Origin of the sequence: Streptomyces atratus (genome assembly GCF_040655115.1) — a bacterium.
Lineage (GTDB): Bacteria > Actinomycetota > Actinomycetes > Streptomycetales > Streptomycetaceae > Streptomyces > Streptomyces atratus_D.
Genome location: NZ_JBFAJH010000007.1, coordinates 178,287 through 194,580, shown reverse-complemented (window position 1 = coordinate 194,580; position 16,294 = coordinate 178,287). Strand labels below are relative to the sequence as shown.

Here is a 16,294-nt window from a genome sequence, read left to right as displayed (position 1 = left end):
GTCGTCTCTGTCGGTGCCGGGAACCGTTCATCTGGCCGTATGAGGGAGCAGGTCTTGTCCAGCGTCATCGAGCAGTCCGTACAGGCCCGCATGGTCGCATCCGCGCCGCGGATGGAGACCCTTCCCGCCACCTTGCAGTACGACCGCCGGGATCCGTTCGCCGTGCGCATGGCCTTTCCTGCCCCGGCGACCCTGGAGGGCACCGAGGTGTCCTGGGAGTTCTCCCGCGAACTGCTGGCGGCAGGAATGGAAGGACCGGCCGGGGTCGGGGACGTACGGATCAGGCCGTTCGGCTACGACCGTACGGTCCTGGAGTTCCATGCCGCGGAGGGCATCGCCATGGTGCATGTCCGCACGGCGGAGCTGCGTCGCTTCCTCAGGCGCGCCGAGGAGCTGGTCCCGTCGGGGCAGGAGCACCGCTTCCTGGATCTCGACCGGAGTCTGACGGACCTGCTCGGTGGAGCGTGCTGAGCCCGGTCAGTCCTTCTTCACCGCTCTGATCTCCACCAGGTTCCGGCCGTCGCAGTACATCACCGCGCCGGACTTCACCGCGGCGAAGGCCATGCAGTCCGACGTCCCGCGCCAGCTCACCGCGCCGCCGTAGCCGACGAGCAGCAGGTTCCGCCCGACCTGGAAGAGGCCCCCATCACCCGCCGGGCCCCCGCCCCCAGCGCCTTGGCCGGCTTCCGGTCGTCAAGGGCGGCGTCGAGCGGGCGGTCGGGGCGGCCGGGGGCGCGGATCAGGTCCGGGAAGCCCCTGCCGTCGCCGCGGCCACGTACGCTCCCTCGGCGAGCCGCCGGGGGGGTTGTGCCCCGGGCCGAAGCAGGGGTCGACGACCAGGGCGCCGCCCCGCTCGGGCAGCACCAGGTCCCAGGCCGTGTTCTGCGGCAGGCTGCGGTTCCAGCGGCAGCCGGTGTGCGGATCTTTCGCCCTGCTCGGAGGGGACGGACACACCGTCCCCGAACCTCGGTGGCTGCGGAGCGAAACAGCCGGTCAGCACCGCACCGGCGCAGAGCACCGTGAGCGTCCTCAGGGCTCTGCCCGTCCAGCGATCTGTCATCGTCCGGCCCCCGTCCCGCCGCACACACCGGCGCGGCCGGGATCGACGTAAATCGTTTGCCTGGCCGCGAGGTCCCGTCGTACCGTTTGTGACGTCCTTGTTGTCGTCGGATCGGAGAAGGACGTTGCTCGTCTGAGGTCGTGAGACACCGCGTTGCGCGCCGTGTCCGGACAGTGCATGCCCGTTCATGTCTGTCATGTCTGCGCGCCCGAGTGTGACCTCAGCTCTTCGAGCCGTCCTCCGCAACCGGGACCCCTCCTTGGCCATGTCCGTGGAACGCCCGTGACCGGTGTCTCGCCCGTTGCCCCCTGTCCTTCCTCGCAACCGGGAGATCCGCATGTCTACCCCCCTGACTCATATCGCCTGTTCGTCGCTCTCCTTCGCCTGGCCCGACGGCAGTGAGGTCTTCGACGACTTCCAGCTGGCCGTGGGCCCCGGCAGGACCGGTCTCATCGGCCTCAACGGCTGTGGAAAGTCCACCCTGTTGCGGCTGATCGCGGGTGAACTCGCCCCCACCGAGGGTCACATCCGGACCCGGGGCGAGATCGGGTATCTGCCGCAGAATCTGGTGCTGGACACGGCGCTGCGGGTCGATGCGGCCCTGGGCATCGCCGGTACCCGGGCCGCTCTGCACGCCATCGAGGCGGGCGACGTCCGCGCGGAGCAGTTCGCGGCCGTCGGCGACGACTGGGACGTGGAGGAGCGCGCCCGCGCGACGCTCGATCAGCTCGGCCTCGGTCACATCGGGCTCGACCGCACGATCGGCGAGATGTCGGGCGGCGAGTGCGTGCTGCTGCGCCTGGCCGCGCTGCTGCTGGCCCGCCCCGGGGTGCTGCTGCTCGACGAGCCCACGAACAATCTGGATCTGTACGCGCGCAGGCGGCTGTACGAGGCGGTCGACGCATGGGCGGGTGTCCTGGTCGTCGTCAGCCATGACCGTGAACTCCTGGAACGGGTCGACCAGATCGCGGATCTGCGGGACGGATCGCTCACCTGGTACGGCGGGAATCTCTCGGAGTACGAGGAGGCGCTCGCCGTCGAGCAGGAGGCGGCCGCGCGCATGGTGCGGGTCGCGGAGGCCGACGTGCAGCGACAGAAGCGTGAACTGGCCGACGCCCAGGTCAAGTTGGCCCGACGCAAGCGCTACGGACAGAAGATGTCGGACACCAAGCGTGAGCCGAAGATCGTCATGGGCAAGCGCAAGCGAGCCGCCCAGGAGTCGGCCGGCAAGCATCGCCTCATGCACGCCGGGAGACTGGCCGAGGCGAAGGAGCGCCTCGACGACGCCGTCGAGGCGGTGCGGGACGACGACGAGATCAGGGTCGAGCTGCCGCACACCAAGGTGCATCCGGGCCAGGGCGTGCTCGTCCTGCGCGATCTGGAACTCGCGTACGGGGCACGGGTGAGCGGCGGGTTCGAGCTGCGAGGCCCCGAGCGGATCGCGCTGGTGGGCCGCAACGGCGCGGGCAAGACGACGCTGTTGCGGACCATTGCCGGTGAGCTGGCACCGGTGTCCGGCGAGGCGACTCCGCAATTGCCGCTGGGCTTTCTGCCACAGCGTCTGGATGTGCTCGACGACGGACTGAGCGTGGTGGAGAACGTGGCGCGATTCGCACCGAATGCCACGGACAACCGGATCAGGGCGAGGCTGGCGCACTTTCTGTTCAAGGGGGCTCGGGCGGACCGGCCCGTGGGGACGCTGTCGGGCGGGGAACGATTCCGTGCGGCGCTGGCGGCGTTGCTGCTGGCCGAACCGGCACCGCGGCTGCTGATGCTGGACGAGCCGACGAACAATCTGGACATGACGAGTGTGCGCCGGCTGACGGCCGCTCTGGAGTCGTACGAGGGAGCGCTGATCGTGGCGAGCCACGATGTGCCGTTCCTGGAATCGCTCGGCATCACGCGTTGGCTGCTGCTGGACGGCGAACTGCGTGATACCACGGCCGAGGCGGTGGTCACGGAGCTCTGAGCCGTAGGACGCGGGAGGGTGGAGGTGGTGGGCAATCGGTGGAAACAAGGCCCAGCTCTTGCAGCCGCCGGACGGACAGCGCGGGAGCGAGCCCCCGGTCCCCGCCTTGCGAGTCGGCCGCGGCGGCGAGCAGCCACCTGCTCTCGCTGTGGCGCTCGCGGCATTCCCCGCACTTCTCGGCCGATCGGCGGGTCGGGCCCCGGTCGTGGAGGATGATCCGCGGCGCATCGAACGGCCCATGGGCCCGGAGCGGCATGTCCGGGTCCGGCGTGGCCCGAAGGTGGCCGGATTTCCCGGCTCGACCACATCCTGGAACAGTCGGAAGGGAACGGATCACTGTCCGCGCCATCCCGTTCACGGCGTGCGGTTTCCCGGGTGCGGGACAGGCCTTCACGTACATCGGCGCCGCGGCGCCTCGGCTCGACACGGTGCAGCCCGACTCCTCGCACGGCTCGATGCCGCTCGATACCAGTATGCAACTGCGCTGCTGTCGGGGATTGTTGGAGCGACTGCGGACCCTTGCTCCACCGGTCCAGGAGTCGCGCGACTTCATCCGATGCGTGACCGAGGTGGCCGGCCCGCACCCCGCCCCGGAACCCTATGGAGGAAACTACCCGTGCCCAGTAGAAAAGCCCTGGTCCGCCGCCCCGACCCGCGTCTCGCCGAGGGTCTCGTCACCCATGCCGAGCGCACCGCCGTCGATGTCCCCCTCGCCGTCGAACAGTGGGAGCGGTACGTCGCCGTCCTCGGCGAGTACGGGTGGGAGACGGTCGAGGCGAAGCCGGCGGACGGATATCCGGACAGCGTGTTCGTCGAGGACACCGTCGTAATGTTCCGGAACGTGGCGCTCATCGCCCGGTCCGGTGCGGAGTCCCGCCGTGGCGAGACCGCGGCCGTGGAGGAGGCGCTGGCCGGGCTCGGCTGCTCGGTGAACCGGGTGAGGGAGCCGGGCACGCTGGACGGCGGCGACGTCCTGAAGATCGGCGACACGGTCCATGTCGGGCGCGGCGGCCGGACGAACGCGGAGGGGGTGCGGCAACTCAGATCCGCGTTCGAGCCGCTGGGCGCCCGTGTCGTAGCCGTACCGCTGACCCGGGTGCTGCACCTGAAGTCCGCTGTGACCGCACTGCCGGACGGCACGGTCGTCGGGTATCCGCCGCTGGTCGACGAGCCGTCGCTCTTCGGCCGTTTCCTGCCGGTTCCGGAGGAGGCGGGCTCGCACGTGGTGCTGCTCGGCGGCGGGAATCTGCTGATGGCCGCGAGTGCACCGAAGACCGCGGAGTTGTTCGCGGGGCTCGGATATCACCCTGTATTGGTGCACATCAGTGAGTTCGAGAAGCTGGAAGGCTGCGTGACCTGTCTGTCCGTACGCCTGCGTGACCTGCAGACATAACGGTACGTAATCGTACTTCGTGCGGCCCGGGTTGGCGATGGCCTTACTCCCGCTTTAACCTACGGTCTCGTAACCTACGAAGCCGTAGGTACTTCTCCCGTCCCCAGGAGCCCCCCGTGACGATCACCTCTCCCCACCTCGGCAGTTCACAGGCGTGGACCGACGCCCAACTGCTGTACGCCCTGGAAGAGGTGGTGGAGAAGGAGCTCAACCGCCATCTCAAGGTCGCCAAGGACTGGATGCCCCACGAGTACGTCCCCTTCTCGGACGGCCGGAACTTCCCCGGCGTCTTCGAGGACGGCGAGGCGTGGCACGCCGACCAGTCCAAGGTCACCGACATCGGCAAGATCGCACTGGTCGTGAACCTGCTGACCGAGGACAACCTCCCCAGCTACCACCACGAGATCGCCTCCCTCTTCGGACGTGACGGCGCCTGGGGCACCTGGGTGCACCGCTGGACCGCGGAGGAGGGCCGGCACGGCATCGTGATGCGCGACTACCTGCTCACCTCCCGCGCCGTCGACCCGGACAAGCTGGAGCAGTTCCGGATGGCGCACATGGCGGAGGGCTTCGAGTCCGACAACCGGCATTCGATGCTGCACTCCGTGGCGTACGTCGCCTTCCAGGAGCTCGCGACCCGCGTCTCGCACCGCAACACCGGCCACCAGTCGGGCGACCCGGTCTGCGACCGCATGCTGGCCAGGATCGCCACTGACGAGAACCTGCACATGGTCTTCTACCGCAACCTGCTCGGCGCGGCCTTCGAGCTCGCCCCGGACCTGACGATGCAGGCCGTGCGTGACGTCGTGGTCAACTTCCGGATGCCCGGTCACGGCATGCCCGGCTTCGAGCGGGCCGCAGCACAGATGGCGATCGGCGAGATCTACAACATGCGGATCCACCACGACGACGTGATCCAGCCCGTGCTGCGCTACCTGAAGGTCCTCGACATCGACGGGCTCGGCCCGGACGGGCTGAAGGCGCAGGAGGAGCTGGGGCTCTACATGGGCGGACTGGACAGCGAGGCGGCCAAGTTCGACGAGAAGCTGGCGGCGCGCAAGGCGCGGATGGCCGCCCGCGCGAACGCCTGAGTCTCAGGTCTCCGCGAAACGCCTGACCCGCAGCCCGCACGGCACCCGACGGCCCACGAGCCCGCTCACTCGTGGGCCGTCGTCTCTGCGTGACGCGGCATCACGCACATCGGGTCCGAGACGGTGACAGGCCACGACCTGGACCGCCACCGTGGTCGGACCGCCGCTCGGCGGGACCGCGATCGGGCTGTTCGGCCCCGTGATGACCGTGGTGGCCGATGCGGTCAGCTACCTGCTCTCGGCAGTAGGGATCCGTGCGCTCGGCGGCAGCGAGCCGATCCCTGTGCGAAGCGACGCACCGCCACGGCTCCGGATCGGTGATCTGCTCGATGGCAGGAACTGACCCTGAGCGTGTGGCTCGTGCTGCGGCTGGTGGCTGACCTGGCCGACCTGGCCGACCTCCGCGATTGCGGGGCCCGCCTGTCCGGTGGTGCCTCAGGTGGTCCTGGTCGTCGTCCTCCGCCGGGGCGGCAGTGCCATTGCGGTCACGGCGAAGAGCAGAGCAGTGAACGCGGCGGTGGTCAGGGAGGCTGCTCGCGCGCCGGGTAGGGACGCGCCGGGGACCCCAGGGTCCGGGTCGCGCTGGTCGAGTCGGGAGGGTGTGACCGCAAGCGGAGATCAGGGTTCCGGCCGCCTTCCCGAAGCTCATCAAGACGAGTCGCTCGGCCAGCACCGCCGGTCGATCCCGCACCGACGACGCCGTAGTCGTACTCGCTCGACGCGGCTCCCTGGAGATGCGAACTCAGGACTGCGGAGGGCCGAATCGTGGTACGTACCGAGGAAGTTCAGGCCCGGCCGCGCTCAACTCTGCGCAGTCGCTCCCGCTCCTTCTCCGATAGTCCGCCCCAGACGCCGAACCGCTCGTCGTTGTCGAGGGCGTACTCCAGGCAGGCCACCCGGCCCTCGCAGGCGTTGCACAGCTGCTTCGCCTCACGTGTGGAACTGCCGGGGGCAGGGAAGAAGAACTCGGGTCCCGCTTGCGCGCAGAGCGCCGTCTCCTGCCAGGCGAGTGCGGGGTCGGTCACGGTGTTGATCAGCATGGCGCACACAGTGCCCGGTCGGAATAAACGACTGATCAACGACGCATCAATGCGGGGTCCGTACGCCCTCCGGTCAGCCTTCCGACGAGTCCGCGCTCTTGATCACGGCGAACTGCGCCCCGTACGGATCGGCGACGTCGGCGAACTTGCCCACGCCTTCCATCTCCATGGGCTCCAGCGTCAGCTTGCCGCCCAGCCGCTCGACGTCCGCGACCGTGGCGTCGCAGTCGTCCACCTCGAAGTACGGCAGCCAGTGCGGTCCCAGGACGCCCTGGGTCGCAACGGCGTCGAGAGGTACGAGCCCGCCGAAGCCGGCATCCTCGCCGCCGCCCTTGGTACGGATCAGAGTGTAGGACCCACCGCCGCCGGGGTACGCCACCTGATGGGTCTCCCACCCGAAGACCCTGCCGTAGAACGCGGCGGCCGCGGGCACGTCCGGGGTGTACAGCTCGGCCCAGCAGAGCGAGCGGGGCACGCCCACCGCGCCCAGGCCGGTGTTCTTCTTGGGCTGCCAGGTCCCGAAGTACGCGCCGCCCCGGTCCGTGAAGCCGCCCATCCGACCGAAGTCGAGGACATCCATCGGCGGGAAGGGCACCGCGCCGCCGGCCTGCTCGACCGCCTTGGCGGTGCCGTCGACATCGGGTGTCTGGAAGTAGACCGACCAGGACGACTTCGCCTGCTCCGGGGTGACGGTCATGGCACCCGCGACCGATTTCCCGTCCAGCATGAACATCCCGTACCCGCCGGTCTCGGGACCACCGGGAACGAAGTCCCAGCCGAAGAGGCCCTGGTAAAAGGTGGTGGCCCGGTCGAGGTCGGGCGTGCCGAGATCGAGCCAGTTGGGGGATCCGGTGACATAACCGGTGGTGAGCATGGTGCGCTCCTTCAGTGAGTCCCGCGTGTGCGCTGCAGGGGTTTCTCCTGACCGTCCGAGTCTTGCACCGGGCACTGACAACCGCAGACTGCGCAACGCGGGAAACCAGTGCGCCTCGGCGCGGGGTGAGAGCCGCAGCACCATCGACAGGCAGCACGTGCAGGTCTTCGACGCGGTGGGACGGTCGTCCTGCGCCAGGACGCTGGAGGTCCTGCAGCTGTCCCCGGCCGAACGCCGTCCACCCGCGTCCTGACCCCGCACCGGGGCTCTCGCTCCGTCCGGCCTTCACTGTCATCGGCCCATGGCACGATATGTCTCACTCGGGCAGCTGCCGGGCAAGGCGGCAGCGGGGCTGCGCGGACAGAGGAACGTACATGACAGAGGCCGGGGAGACCGGTACCGGGGCGAGGGACACCGGGGCGCCGATGGGAAAGGCAGCCCGGGAGCTGATCGCAGAGGCGGAACGGCTGCTCGACGCGGCGCGTGCCGTGCTCGCCGACCACACCCGCGCGACCGACGCCATACACGCCGCCCTCACCCCGATCCTCGACTCCCTGATCCACCGTGAGCTGGCCGCGATCCCGGTCTCCCGGCTCAAGGACGTCACCGAGGGCCGACTGCGCCTCGGCACGGTCGAGCAGGCCGGCTACACGACGGTCGGTCAGGTCCATGAGGCCAATCGGTACGAGCTCCGCCAGATCCCCGGCGTCGGTGCGCAGACCGCCGATCAGGCGCTCGCCGCCGCGAGCCAGATCGCGCACGCGGTCCGGGACACGGTCGCCGTCCGGATCGACGTGGAGGCGCCCGACGAGTCCACGACCGCCCTGGTCATGGCGTTGCACCGGCTGGTCGAGGCCGGTCCGGACGTCCGGCGGGCCGTGGACGCCGCCCGGCGGCTCGTCGGGCGGCTGGAGCCGCTGCTCACCGCGGCCGGACCGGCCCGCGGTCGGTTGCGCATGCTGTTCGCCGGGCGGCAGACCCGTGCGGCGGCGCTCACGGCCGTCGCCTCTGTTCGGACCGTGGTCGCGGAAGCGACGGAGCGCGGGCTTCCGCTGCTGTTCGGGCAGGTGTCGGTCGATCTGCTGCGGGCCCCGGAGTCGGACCTCGCCGCATGGGTCGACTTCGAGCTGCGGTCCGCCGAGTACTACAGCCTGCTCGCCGAGATGTCGGGCACCAGCCCCGACCGGGACGCCGCCGAGGGGTTCCTTCCGTCAGGGATCGCGGACCGGGTGCGCGGGCTGCGGCTCGACGACGCGCATCTGCGGGTCTCCCTGCGTGGCTACCAGTCGTTCGGCGCCCGCTTCGCGCTCGCGCAGAAGCGGGTGATCCTCGGCGACGAGATGGGGCTCGGGAAGACTGTGCAGGCGATCGCCGCGCTCGCGCATCTCTCGGCGCGGGGCGAGACGCACTTCCTGGTGGTGTGCCCGGCGAGCGTGCTGATCAACTGGGCGCGGGAGGTCCGGGCCCGGTCCACCCTGCGGGTGCTGCCGGTGCACGGCCCCGAACGGCAGGAGGCGTTCGCCGAGTGGCACGAGCGCGGCGGGGTGGCCCTCACCACCTTCGACGCCCTGCACACCCTCCCTGCCGCACGGGACGGCGGGAAGCGGCCCGGCATGCTGGTCGTCGACGAGGCGCACTACGTCAAGAACCCCGCCACCCGCCGCTCGCGCGCGGTCTCCGGCTGGGCGGGGCGCACCGAACGGGTGCTGTTCCTGACCGGTACGCCGATGGAGAACCGGGTCGAGGAGTTCCGCAGCCTGGTCCGCCATCTCCAGCCCGAACTGGCCCCGTCGATCATGACCACCCACGGGGTCGCCGGTTCGCACGCCTTCCGCCGCGCCGTCGCGCCCGCCTACCTGCGGCGCAACCAGGCGGACGTGCTGACCGAACTCCCGGCGCTGGTGCAGGTCGACGAGTGGGAGGAGTTCAGCGAGGCCGATCTCGACGCCTACCGGGAGGCGGTCGCTGCCGGACAGTTCATGCGGATGCGCCGGGCCGCGTACGCCCGCCCGGAGACCTCCGCGAAGCTGAACCGGCTGCGCGAGCTGGTCACGGAGGCCGCCGGAAACGGGCTCAAGGTCGTCGTTTTCTCGTACTTCCACGAGGTGCTCACCACGGTCCGGGAGGCCCTGGGCGACAAGGTGTTCGGGCCGGTCTCCGGCAACGTCCCGGCCGCCCGGCGGCAGAAGCTGATCGATGAGTTCGGCACGGCGGACGGCCACGCTGTCCTGCTGAGCCAGATCCAGGCCGGGGGCGTCGGGCTGAACATGCAGGCCGCGTCGGTGGTCATCCTCTGCGAGCCGCAGATCAAACCGACGATGGAGCACCAGGCCGTGGCCCGCGCCCATCGGATGGGGCAGATACGCACGGTCCAGGTGCACCGGCTGCTCGCGACGGACAGCGTCGACCAGCGGATGCTGGACATCCTTGCCCGCAAGGAGCGGCTGTTCGACGCGTACGCGCGGCGCAGCGACGTCGCCGAGACGACGCCGGACGCCGTCGACGTGTCGGACGGGAGCCTGGCCAGGCGCATCGTCGAGGAGGAACAGCTGCGCCTGGCGACGGGGACGACGGAACCCTGACCGGATTCTGTCGGCCCCGGTCCGTCGGCCTCAGGTCTTGTCGTGCATCGCCCCGTCCTTCATCGGCTTGTCTGCCTTCATGTCATGCATGGCGTGGGGGTCGTACCCGGCACCGTGCCGTCCGCCTTGGCGACCAGCAGCAGTCCGGCCATAGCCATGCCGAAGTGGCTCTGCACATGGCAGTGGTACATCCAGGCACCCGCGCAGCGGTGTCCTGCTGAACGAGTTCGACAACACGGGCGGCCAGGTCTTCGAGCCCCCGAGGGGCGACGATCCGGGCACCGCCGGCCGCAGGTTCTCCTCCGGCTACATCGGACTCCAGGTCCACAGCACCACGGACGTGGTCTCGTACCGCGACATCCGGATCAAGGAGCTGTAACCGCCCAGGGACAGTCAGGAGGCCCTGACCGCATGCTGAGGCATGTGGTCACGGCCTCCCGGGTGCCGATGACGCCACACCCAGAACACCGTGCACGACACCAGCGACCAGCCGGCGAGCACCAGGTAGGGGAAGATCCGCTGGTGCCCCTGGTAGTAGACAGCGGCGTGCTGGGCGTTGACCGAGGCGCCCGGGGGCAGCCAGCGGCCGATGAAGCCCAGCACCGACGGCAACAGCGGCCAGGACACCGCACCGCCGGAGGACGGGTTGCCGAGCAGCACCATCAGTCCCCAGGTGGGGATCATCGCCCAGCGGCCCATCAGGGTGTTGAACATGGTGAAGACCATGCCCGTGGTGAACATCGTGAAGGCGAGGATCATCCACGACTGGACGAACGGCAGATCGATGGAGCCGAGCAGCCAGTCCACCACGGCGGCGATCGCGAAACCGCCGAGCAGCGCGTACGCGACGGTGAACCCGATCCGCTCCAGCGGGTTCAGCCCCTTGGCGTGCACGCTCAGCTGGATGGCGCCGACGAAGCCGATGACCACCGCGGCGAGCGAGATGTAGAAGAGGGCGAGGCCACGCGGATCACCCCGTTGCAGGGGTTTCACGTCGGTGACCTTCACCGGCACATGGGTCGCTTGCGCCACCCTCAGTGCGGACTCGGCGAGCAGCTGGGCGACCGAGGCTCCGGACGCGCTCGCGACATCCAGGGCGACACCGCCGTTCGCGGACCGCACGACGGCGAAGACCTTCTGCTCCTCCAGCGCGGTGCGGGCCTCGGCTTCGGTGGCGTACTCGTGCAGCACCAGCGAGGTGTCGAGCACGACCTCCAGCCGCTCGAGGAAGGCCTTGTCGCGCGGGGTGTCGAGGTGTCCGACCGCGGCGGCCGGGATGTTGCGCGGGGTCGGGTTGGCCATCGCGTACGTGTAGGAGCCGGCGAAAAAACCGGCCGCCGCCGCGATGATGAACAGCAGCACGACGGCGGGCAGATACGGGGACGCCTTGAACGCCGCCCACCTGTCACCGCGGGTCCGGGGGCGGGCGTGGTCCCCGTGCGGCTTGACGGGCTCCAGGTCGGGCGCGCTCATGCCTCCCCGTCCTCGTCGCGCCGGGCACGGCTCGGCTGGACCCGCTTGGGTTCGCCGGGCATCTTCGGATACTCCGGCGGGTAGGGCATGTCGCCGAGCCCGCGCTCCCGCTCGTCCCGGTCCGCCAGTTCCAGCAACCGGTCGAGCCGGAAGGCGTGGTCGTCCATGTCCGCGTGCACATCGCCGACCTCCGCGTACCGCTTCGGCATGGTGCGGATGTCGAAGTCCCGCGGATCGGCGTCGTCGATCTCGTCCCAGCGCAGCGGTGCGGAGACCGGAGCGTGCGGGCGGGGCCGCACGGAGTAGGCGGAGGCGATCGTCCGGTCGCGGGCGGTCTGGTTGTAGTCGACGAAGACGCGTTCGCCGCGCTCTTCCTTCCACCACGCGGTGGTCACCCGGTCCGGCGTCCGGCGTTCGAGTTCGCGGCCGGCCGCGATGGCCGCGCGACGGACCTCGGTGAAGGTCCAGCGGGGTTCGACGGGGACGAAGACATGGATGCCGCGCCCGCCGGAGGTCTTGGGCCAGCCGCGCAGACCGTGGTCGTCGAGGACGGCGCGCAGCTCATGGGCGGCAATGACCGCGTCGGCGTAGTCCGTGCCGGGCTGTGGGTCGAGATCGATGCGCAGTTCGTCCGGGTGGTCGGTGTCGGTCCGCCGTACCGGCCAGGGGTGGAAGGTGAGCGTGCCGAGGTTGGCCGCCCAGAGGACGGCGGCGAGTTCGGTGGGGCAGATCTCGTCGGCGGGCCGGCCGCTGGGGAAGGTGATGCGCGCGGTGGGGATCCAGTCGGGGAGGTTCTTCGGGGCGCGCTTCTGGTAGAAGAAGTCGCCGTCGACACCGTCGACGAAGCGCTGGAGTGTGGTCGGCCGGTCGCGCAGGGAGCGCGTGATCCCGGCGCCCACGGAGAGGAAGTACTCGGCGACGTCCCTCTTCGTGTAGCCCTTCTCCGGGAAGTACACCTTGTCGGGGTTGGACAGCCGTACCGCCCGTCCGCCCGCATCCAGCTCCACCGCAGCGCCCATGGGGGCCACGGTAGGCCGGGAGCTCACATATGCCGCATATCGGGAGTCGTGTCGAGGTATCCGGGCAAGAATCGGTCCATGGATCTGCCAGTGATGCCGCCTGTGAAGCCGATGCTCGCCAAGTCCGTGTCCCGGATCCCGCCGGGCATGCAGTACGAGGCCAAATGGGACGGCTTCCGGGCGATCGTGCACCGCGACGGCGACGAGGTGGTGATCGGCAGCCGCACCGGTAAGCCGCTCACCCGCTACTTTCCCGAGCTGGTCACAGCGGTCCGGGAGAATCTGCCGCCGCGCTGCGTGATCGACGGCGAGATCGTCGTCGCGTACGACGGGAAACTGGACTTCGACCGGCTCACCGAGCGCATCCATCCGGCCGATTCACGGGTGCGGCTGCTCGCCGAACAGACCCCGGCCAGTCTGGTCGCCTTCGACATCCTCGCGGTGGGCGACGACTCGCTGCTCTCCACCCGGCAGGCGGACCGCCGCGCCGTGCTGGAAGCGGCGCTGTCCGGTGCCTCGGCCCCCGTCCATCTCGCCCCCGCGACCACCGACCCGGCCGTCGCCCAGGAGTGGTTCGAACGGTACGAGGGTGCCGGGCTCGACGGTGTCGTCGCCAAGCCACTGGATCTGCCGTACCGCCCGGACGTCCGCGTCATGTACAAGATCAAGCACGAGCGGACCGCCGACTGTGTGGTGGCGGGCTACCGCTTCCACAGGAGCGGCCCTGTCGTCGGCTCGCTGCTGCTCGGTCTGTACGACTCCGAGGGCGTCCTGCAGCACGTCGGGGTCTGCGCGGCGTTCTCGATGAAGCGCCGCGAGGAGCTGGTCGCCGAGCTGGAGCCGCTGCGGACGGAGTTCGCCGACCATCCGTGGGCGGCGTGGGCGGACGCCGCCGCGCACGAGACCGCCCGGCTGCCCGGTACGCCGAGCCGCTGGTCCGGGAAGAAGGACCAGTCGTGGGTGGCGCTGCGTCCGGAGCGGGTGTGCGAAGTCGGTTACGACCACATGGAGGGCGACCGGTTCCGGCACACGGCCCAGTTCCGCCGGTGGCGGCCGGACCGCACTCCCGGGAGCTGCACCTACGCGCAGTTGGAAGAGGCCGTGCGGTACGACCTCGCCGAGGTGCTGTCAGCCCGCTGACGCCGCGCCCGGCGGGTGGCGCAGGGGTCGTCGCCCGGGCTGGGGTCCGGCGATGGGCGAGTCCGTGACCCAGGCCGTGTCGGTCGGGGCCGGGCGACGATCAACGACTTCGGCGTCGCACCCGACGCGGGCGGGCTGCTGTCGCAGTACTGGCACTCGGCGGCCCGGTGGTCACTGCCGGGTGCGACAGGGAACGACCGGCGGGCGACTCTCCTGGAGAGGGCGGCCCCGTCGGGGCGCGTACGCGAAGAGCGCCGGCCGGACGCCACCTAACGGTCGCCGGCGCGGCCGTCCGGGTCGTCGGGTTCGTCGGGCGTCAGCCACTGGTCGGTGACCGGGTGGTCCGGCATGGCCGCCACCATGTCGGTGAGCCGCTCGCAGAGCCGGTTGATCTCGCCGTGGGTGCGGTTCCGCTCGGTGATGACCGCCGCGAGCAGCAGGGCGGTCAGTGCCGTGGCGCCGTTGAAGGCCTGGAGCGTGACCATATTGGTGAAGAGGTCCTCGTGGGCGAACGGACCGGTCCCGCGACCGGCGGCCAGAATCGCCAGCATGGAGACTCCGAGCGCACACGAGGCGGCACCGGCGCGTTCGAAGCGGAACGCGGCCCAGATCAGGAACGGGAAGACAAGGAAAAGCAGCGAGGGTCTGCCGACCGTCGCCAGCAGCGTGACCGCAAGGGTGCCGAGCAACAGGACCCCTGCCTCGGCCCACCGCAGGAGTGTCACACCCCGTGGCCACCGCGCCTCGCGAAGGATGAGCAGAAACGGTGCGACGACCAGCACACCCATCGCGTCGCCCGTCCACCACACCGACCACGTGGACCAGAAGCCGCCTGCGGGCAGCGCGCCGGAAAGCACCAGCACGCTGCTGCCCATGGTCGCGCTGATGAGCATCCCGCCCAGGGCGCCGATGAAGACCAGCGCCAACGCGTCACGCAGCCGGTCCAGGTCGTTGTGGAACCCCACACGCCGCAGCATCAGGTAGGAGCAGACCGGTGCGAGCGTGTTTCCCAGCATGATGACCAGAACGATGGGAGCCGTCGGCCCGATGGATACGTTCGCGAGAAAGGCTCCGATCGCGATGCCCGGCCAGACGCGGAGCCCGAAGACGAGCAGACCGGCCAGGGCAATGCCGGTAGGGGGCCAGAGCGGCGTGACCTGTCCGCGCACCAATTGTTCGAGCAGGCCCAGCCGGGCAGCCCCGTAATAGGCGGCTGCGACGGCAAGGACCAGGAGAGTCGCGGCGCCCTTGCGCCGAAGCTCCGGATTGGTCACCACGGCAGTCATCAGACACCACCTGGAAGGGCTCTACCGGCCAGGACGCGCCGGAAGACACCTTGATCGCTGCAGCGCGGAGCATGCAGCGCCGGCCATGGCTACCCAACGCCGGGGAGGCCGGCATAACGGAGGACGAGGACTGCGGCGTCGTCGCAGTGGCCCGTCAGATCGGCCACCTTCACCACTTCACCGGCCAGCTCGTCGGGGTCGCCGTCGCAGCCACTGCACACCAGCCGTAGCACCTCCTCCAGCCCTTTCTCGATCGGAAAGGTCGGCCCTTCCACCACTCCGTCGGTGACCATGACCAACGATCCCGGCTCCGTCAGCCATCGTCGCGTCACGGGATATTTCTCTCCGGGGACTATGCCGAGGGGCGGGCCACCACTGTCGAGGATGATGCCGGACCTACCGACGGACGTGGCCCAGACCATCGGGATGTGGCCTGCTCGGGAGATGACGAGCGCGCCGCTGAGCGGGTCGAAGGTCAGGAAGCAACACGTCGCGAAGAGGCCGCAGCCCATGGAAATGAGCAGATCATTGGCGCGGCTCAGTACCTCGCCCGGATCGGTCGTGGCGCAGGCGAGGGCCCTCAGGCTGGTGCGGGCCTCTCCCATGAAGGCAATGGCTTCCACGTCGTGACCCTGCACGTCACCGATGGCAATCCCGACCACCCCATTCGTCATCGGAAAGGCGTCGTACCAGTCGCCCCCGACATCGAGACCGTCACGCGAAGGGGTGTACCGGGCTGCGATGGCCAGGCGGGGCAGCTGCGGAAGCTGGGGCGGGAGCAGATGGCGCTGCAACGCCTCGGCCAGTTCCACTCGCGCCCGCTGGATCCTGATCCGCTCCAGCGCCTGGTCGACAAGACGCCCGAGGGTGAGCAGGGATTCCTGGGCGCTGTCGGCATGGGTGGTGCGGTGTCGGCGCATGGCCCCTCCGGGGGGGCGTTCCTACGTGTCCCGTATACCACCTTAGATCTCTTCGCACCGGGGGGCCGGACTACTGGCCGGCGGTACAGGAACCTGCGAACGGGATGGGGTCACCGTTGTTGACGAGCCCCAGGCAACGTCGGCACGGTCGGCGGGCAGGGGGTCGACGGTTCACTCGGAATACGGGTCGCGCCCTGGTTCACGGTGATCGGCGAGCAACTCGTCGACCCGGAGTCGCGGTTCTCGACCGAGCCAGTGCTGCGTGCGCTGTCGCTGCATGCCCGCAGCGACAACGCGCCCCTCTGATCGGCACAGCCCGGATTCCGAGCGAGCACGTACCTCACGTGGAGTCAACTTACTTATGAGTAAGAGGAAATAGCCGGTCACTCTCAAACGGTTGCCGGACGGAGACGTTCTCCATGAGAAACCCGGAACTGCGTCCCGTTG

General features: G+C 69.7%; 13 protein-coding genes and 3 pseudogenes. 9 read left to right on the top strand and 7 right to left on the bottom strand.

What is annotated here, in order from left to right:
- Window positions 1-54 precede the first annotated feature (54 nt).
- The 7 genes and pseudogenes from AB0I23_RS11715 to AB0I23_RS11685 all read left to right on the top strand — a co-directional run.
- Window positions 55-471, top strand: a complete 417-nt coding sequence (locus AB0I23_RS11715; protein WP_359109056.1) for an SsgA family sporulation/cell division regulator — start codon at window positions 55-57, stop codon at window positions 469-471.
- Window positions 458-604 carry a hypothetical protein gene (locus AB0I23_RS11710; RefSeq protein ID WP_359109055.1) on the top strand — a complete coding sequence of 49 codons (147 nt, stop codon included), beginning with the start codon at window positions 458-460 and terminating at the stop codon, window positions 602-604. Before AB0I23_RS11715 ends, AB0I23_RS11710 begins: the two co-directional genes overlap by 14 nt.
- 793 nt (window positions 605-1,397) lie before the next feature.
- Entirely contained in the window at window positions 1,398-3,029 is a 1,632-nt protein-coding gene (locus AB0I23_RS11705; protein ID WP_359109054.1) for an ABC-F family ATP-binding cassette domain-containing protein, read from the top strand.
- Between the two features lie 212 nt (window positions 3,030-3,241).
- Window positions 3,242-3,526: pseudogene (locus AB0I23_RS11700) on the top strand (hypothetical protein); the annotation flags it as partial.
- Window positions 3,527-3,645: 119 nt separating this feature from the next.
- Window positions 3,646-4,422 carry a dimethylargininase gene (gene ddaH, locus AB0I23_RS11695; protein ID WP_359109053.1) on the top strand — a complete coding sequence of 259 codons (777 nt, stop codon included), beginning with the start codon at window positions 3,646-3,648 and terminating at the stop codon, window positions 4,420-4,422.
- 116 nt (window positions 4,423-4,538) lie between these two features.
- Window positions 4,539-5,513 (top strand): acyl-ACP desaturase, encoded by a 975-nt coding sequence (locus AB0I23_RS11690; RefSeq protein WP_359109052.1) that lies wholly within the window; start codon window positions 4,539-4,541, stop codon window positions 5,511-5,513.
- 127 nt (window positions 5,514-5,640) lie between these two features.
- Window positions 5,641-5,847, top strand: a pseudogene (locus AB0I23_RS11685) (MFS transporter); the annotation flags it as partial.
- 451 nt (window positions 5,848-6,298) lie between these two features.
- On the opposite strand, the gene AB0I23_RS11680 reads toward AB0I23_RS11685, so the two are convergent.
- Window positions 6,299-6,553 carry a WhiB family transcriptional regulator gene (locus AB0I23_RS11680; RefSeq protein WP_266979107.1) on the bottom strand — a complete coding sequence of 85 codons (255 nt, stop codon included), beginning with the start codon at window positions 6,551-6,553 and terminating at the stop codon, window positions 6,299-6,301.
- Between the two features lie 73 nt (window positions 6,554-6,626).
- Entirely contained in the window at window positions 6,627-7,427 is an 801-nt protein-coding gene (locus AB0I23_RS11675) for a VOC family protein (RefSeq protein WP_359109051.1), read from the bottom strand.
- Window positions 7,428-7,801: 374 nt separating this feature from the next.
- Here AB0I23_RS11675 and AB0I23_RS11670 point away from each other — a divergent pair, with 374 nt between their 5' ends.
- Window positions 7,802-10,009, top strand: a complete 2,208-nt coding sequence (locus tag AB0I23_RS11670) for a DEAD/DEAH box helicase (protein ID WP_359109050.1) — start codon at window positions 7,802-7,804, stop codon at window positions 10,007-10,009.
- A 77-nt stretch (window positions 10,010-10,086) separates the two neighbouring features.
- Here the strand turns inward: AB0I23_RS11670 and AB0I23_RS11665 are convergent.
- The 3 genes and pseudogenes from AB0I23_RS11665 to ligD all read right to left on the bottom strand — a co-directional run.
- Window positions 10,087-10,221: pseudogene (locus AB0I23_RS11665) on the bottom strand (multicopper oxidase domain-containing protein); the annotation flags it as partial.
- 181 nt (window positions 10,222-10,402) lie between these two features.
- A complete protein-coding gene (locus tag AB0I23_RS11660) occupies window positions 10,403-11,482 on the bottom strand; it encodes an ABC transporter permease (protein WP_359109049.1) in 1,080 nt (359 codons plus the stop codon).
- Window positions 11,479-12,501: a non-homologous end-joining DNA ligase gene (gene ligD / locus AB0I23_RS11655; RefSeq protein WP_359109048.1), complete on the bottom strand. Its 1,023-nt coding sequence runs from the start codon at window positions 12,499-12,501 to the stop codon at window positions 11,479-11,481. The genes AB0I23_RS11660 and ligD overlap by 4 nt, the downstream gene beginning before the upstream one ends.
- A 78-nt stretch (window positions 12,502-12,579) precedes the next feature.
- On the opposite strand from ligD, the gene AB0I23_RS11650 reads away from it, so the two are divergent.
- Complete coding sequence (locus AB0I23_RS11650; RefSeq protein WP_359109047.1) at window positions 12,580-13,641, top strand: ATP-dependent DNA ligase; 1,062 nt, start codon at window positions 12,580-12,582, stop codon at window positions 13,639-13,641.
- A gap of 269 nt (window positions 13,642-13,910) precedes the next feature.
- On the opposite strand, the gene AB0I23_RS11645 is transcribed toward AB0I23_RS11650, so the two are convergent.
- Complete coding sequence (locus AB0I23_RS11645) at window positions 13,911-14,927, bottom strand: MASE1 domain-containing protein (protein ID WP_359109046.1); 1,017 nt, start codon at window positions 14,925-14,927, stop codon at window positions 13,911-13,913.
- Between the two features lie 89 nt (window positions 14,928-15,016).
- The gene (locus AB0I23_RS11640) at window positions 15,017-15,847 is read right to left on the bottom strand and encodes a PP2C family protein-serine/threonine phosphatase (RefSeq protein ID WP_359109045.1); all 831 of its coding nucleotides are present in this window, start codon (window positions 15,845-15,847) and stop codon (window positions 15,017-15,019) included.
- Window positions 15,848-16,294 lie beyond the last annotated feature (447 nt).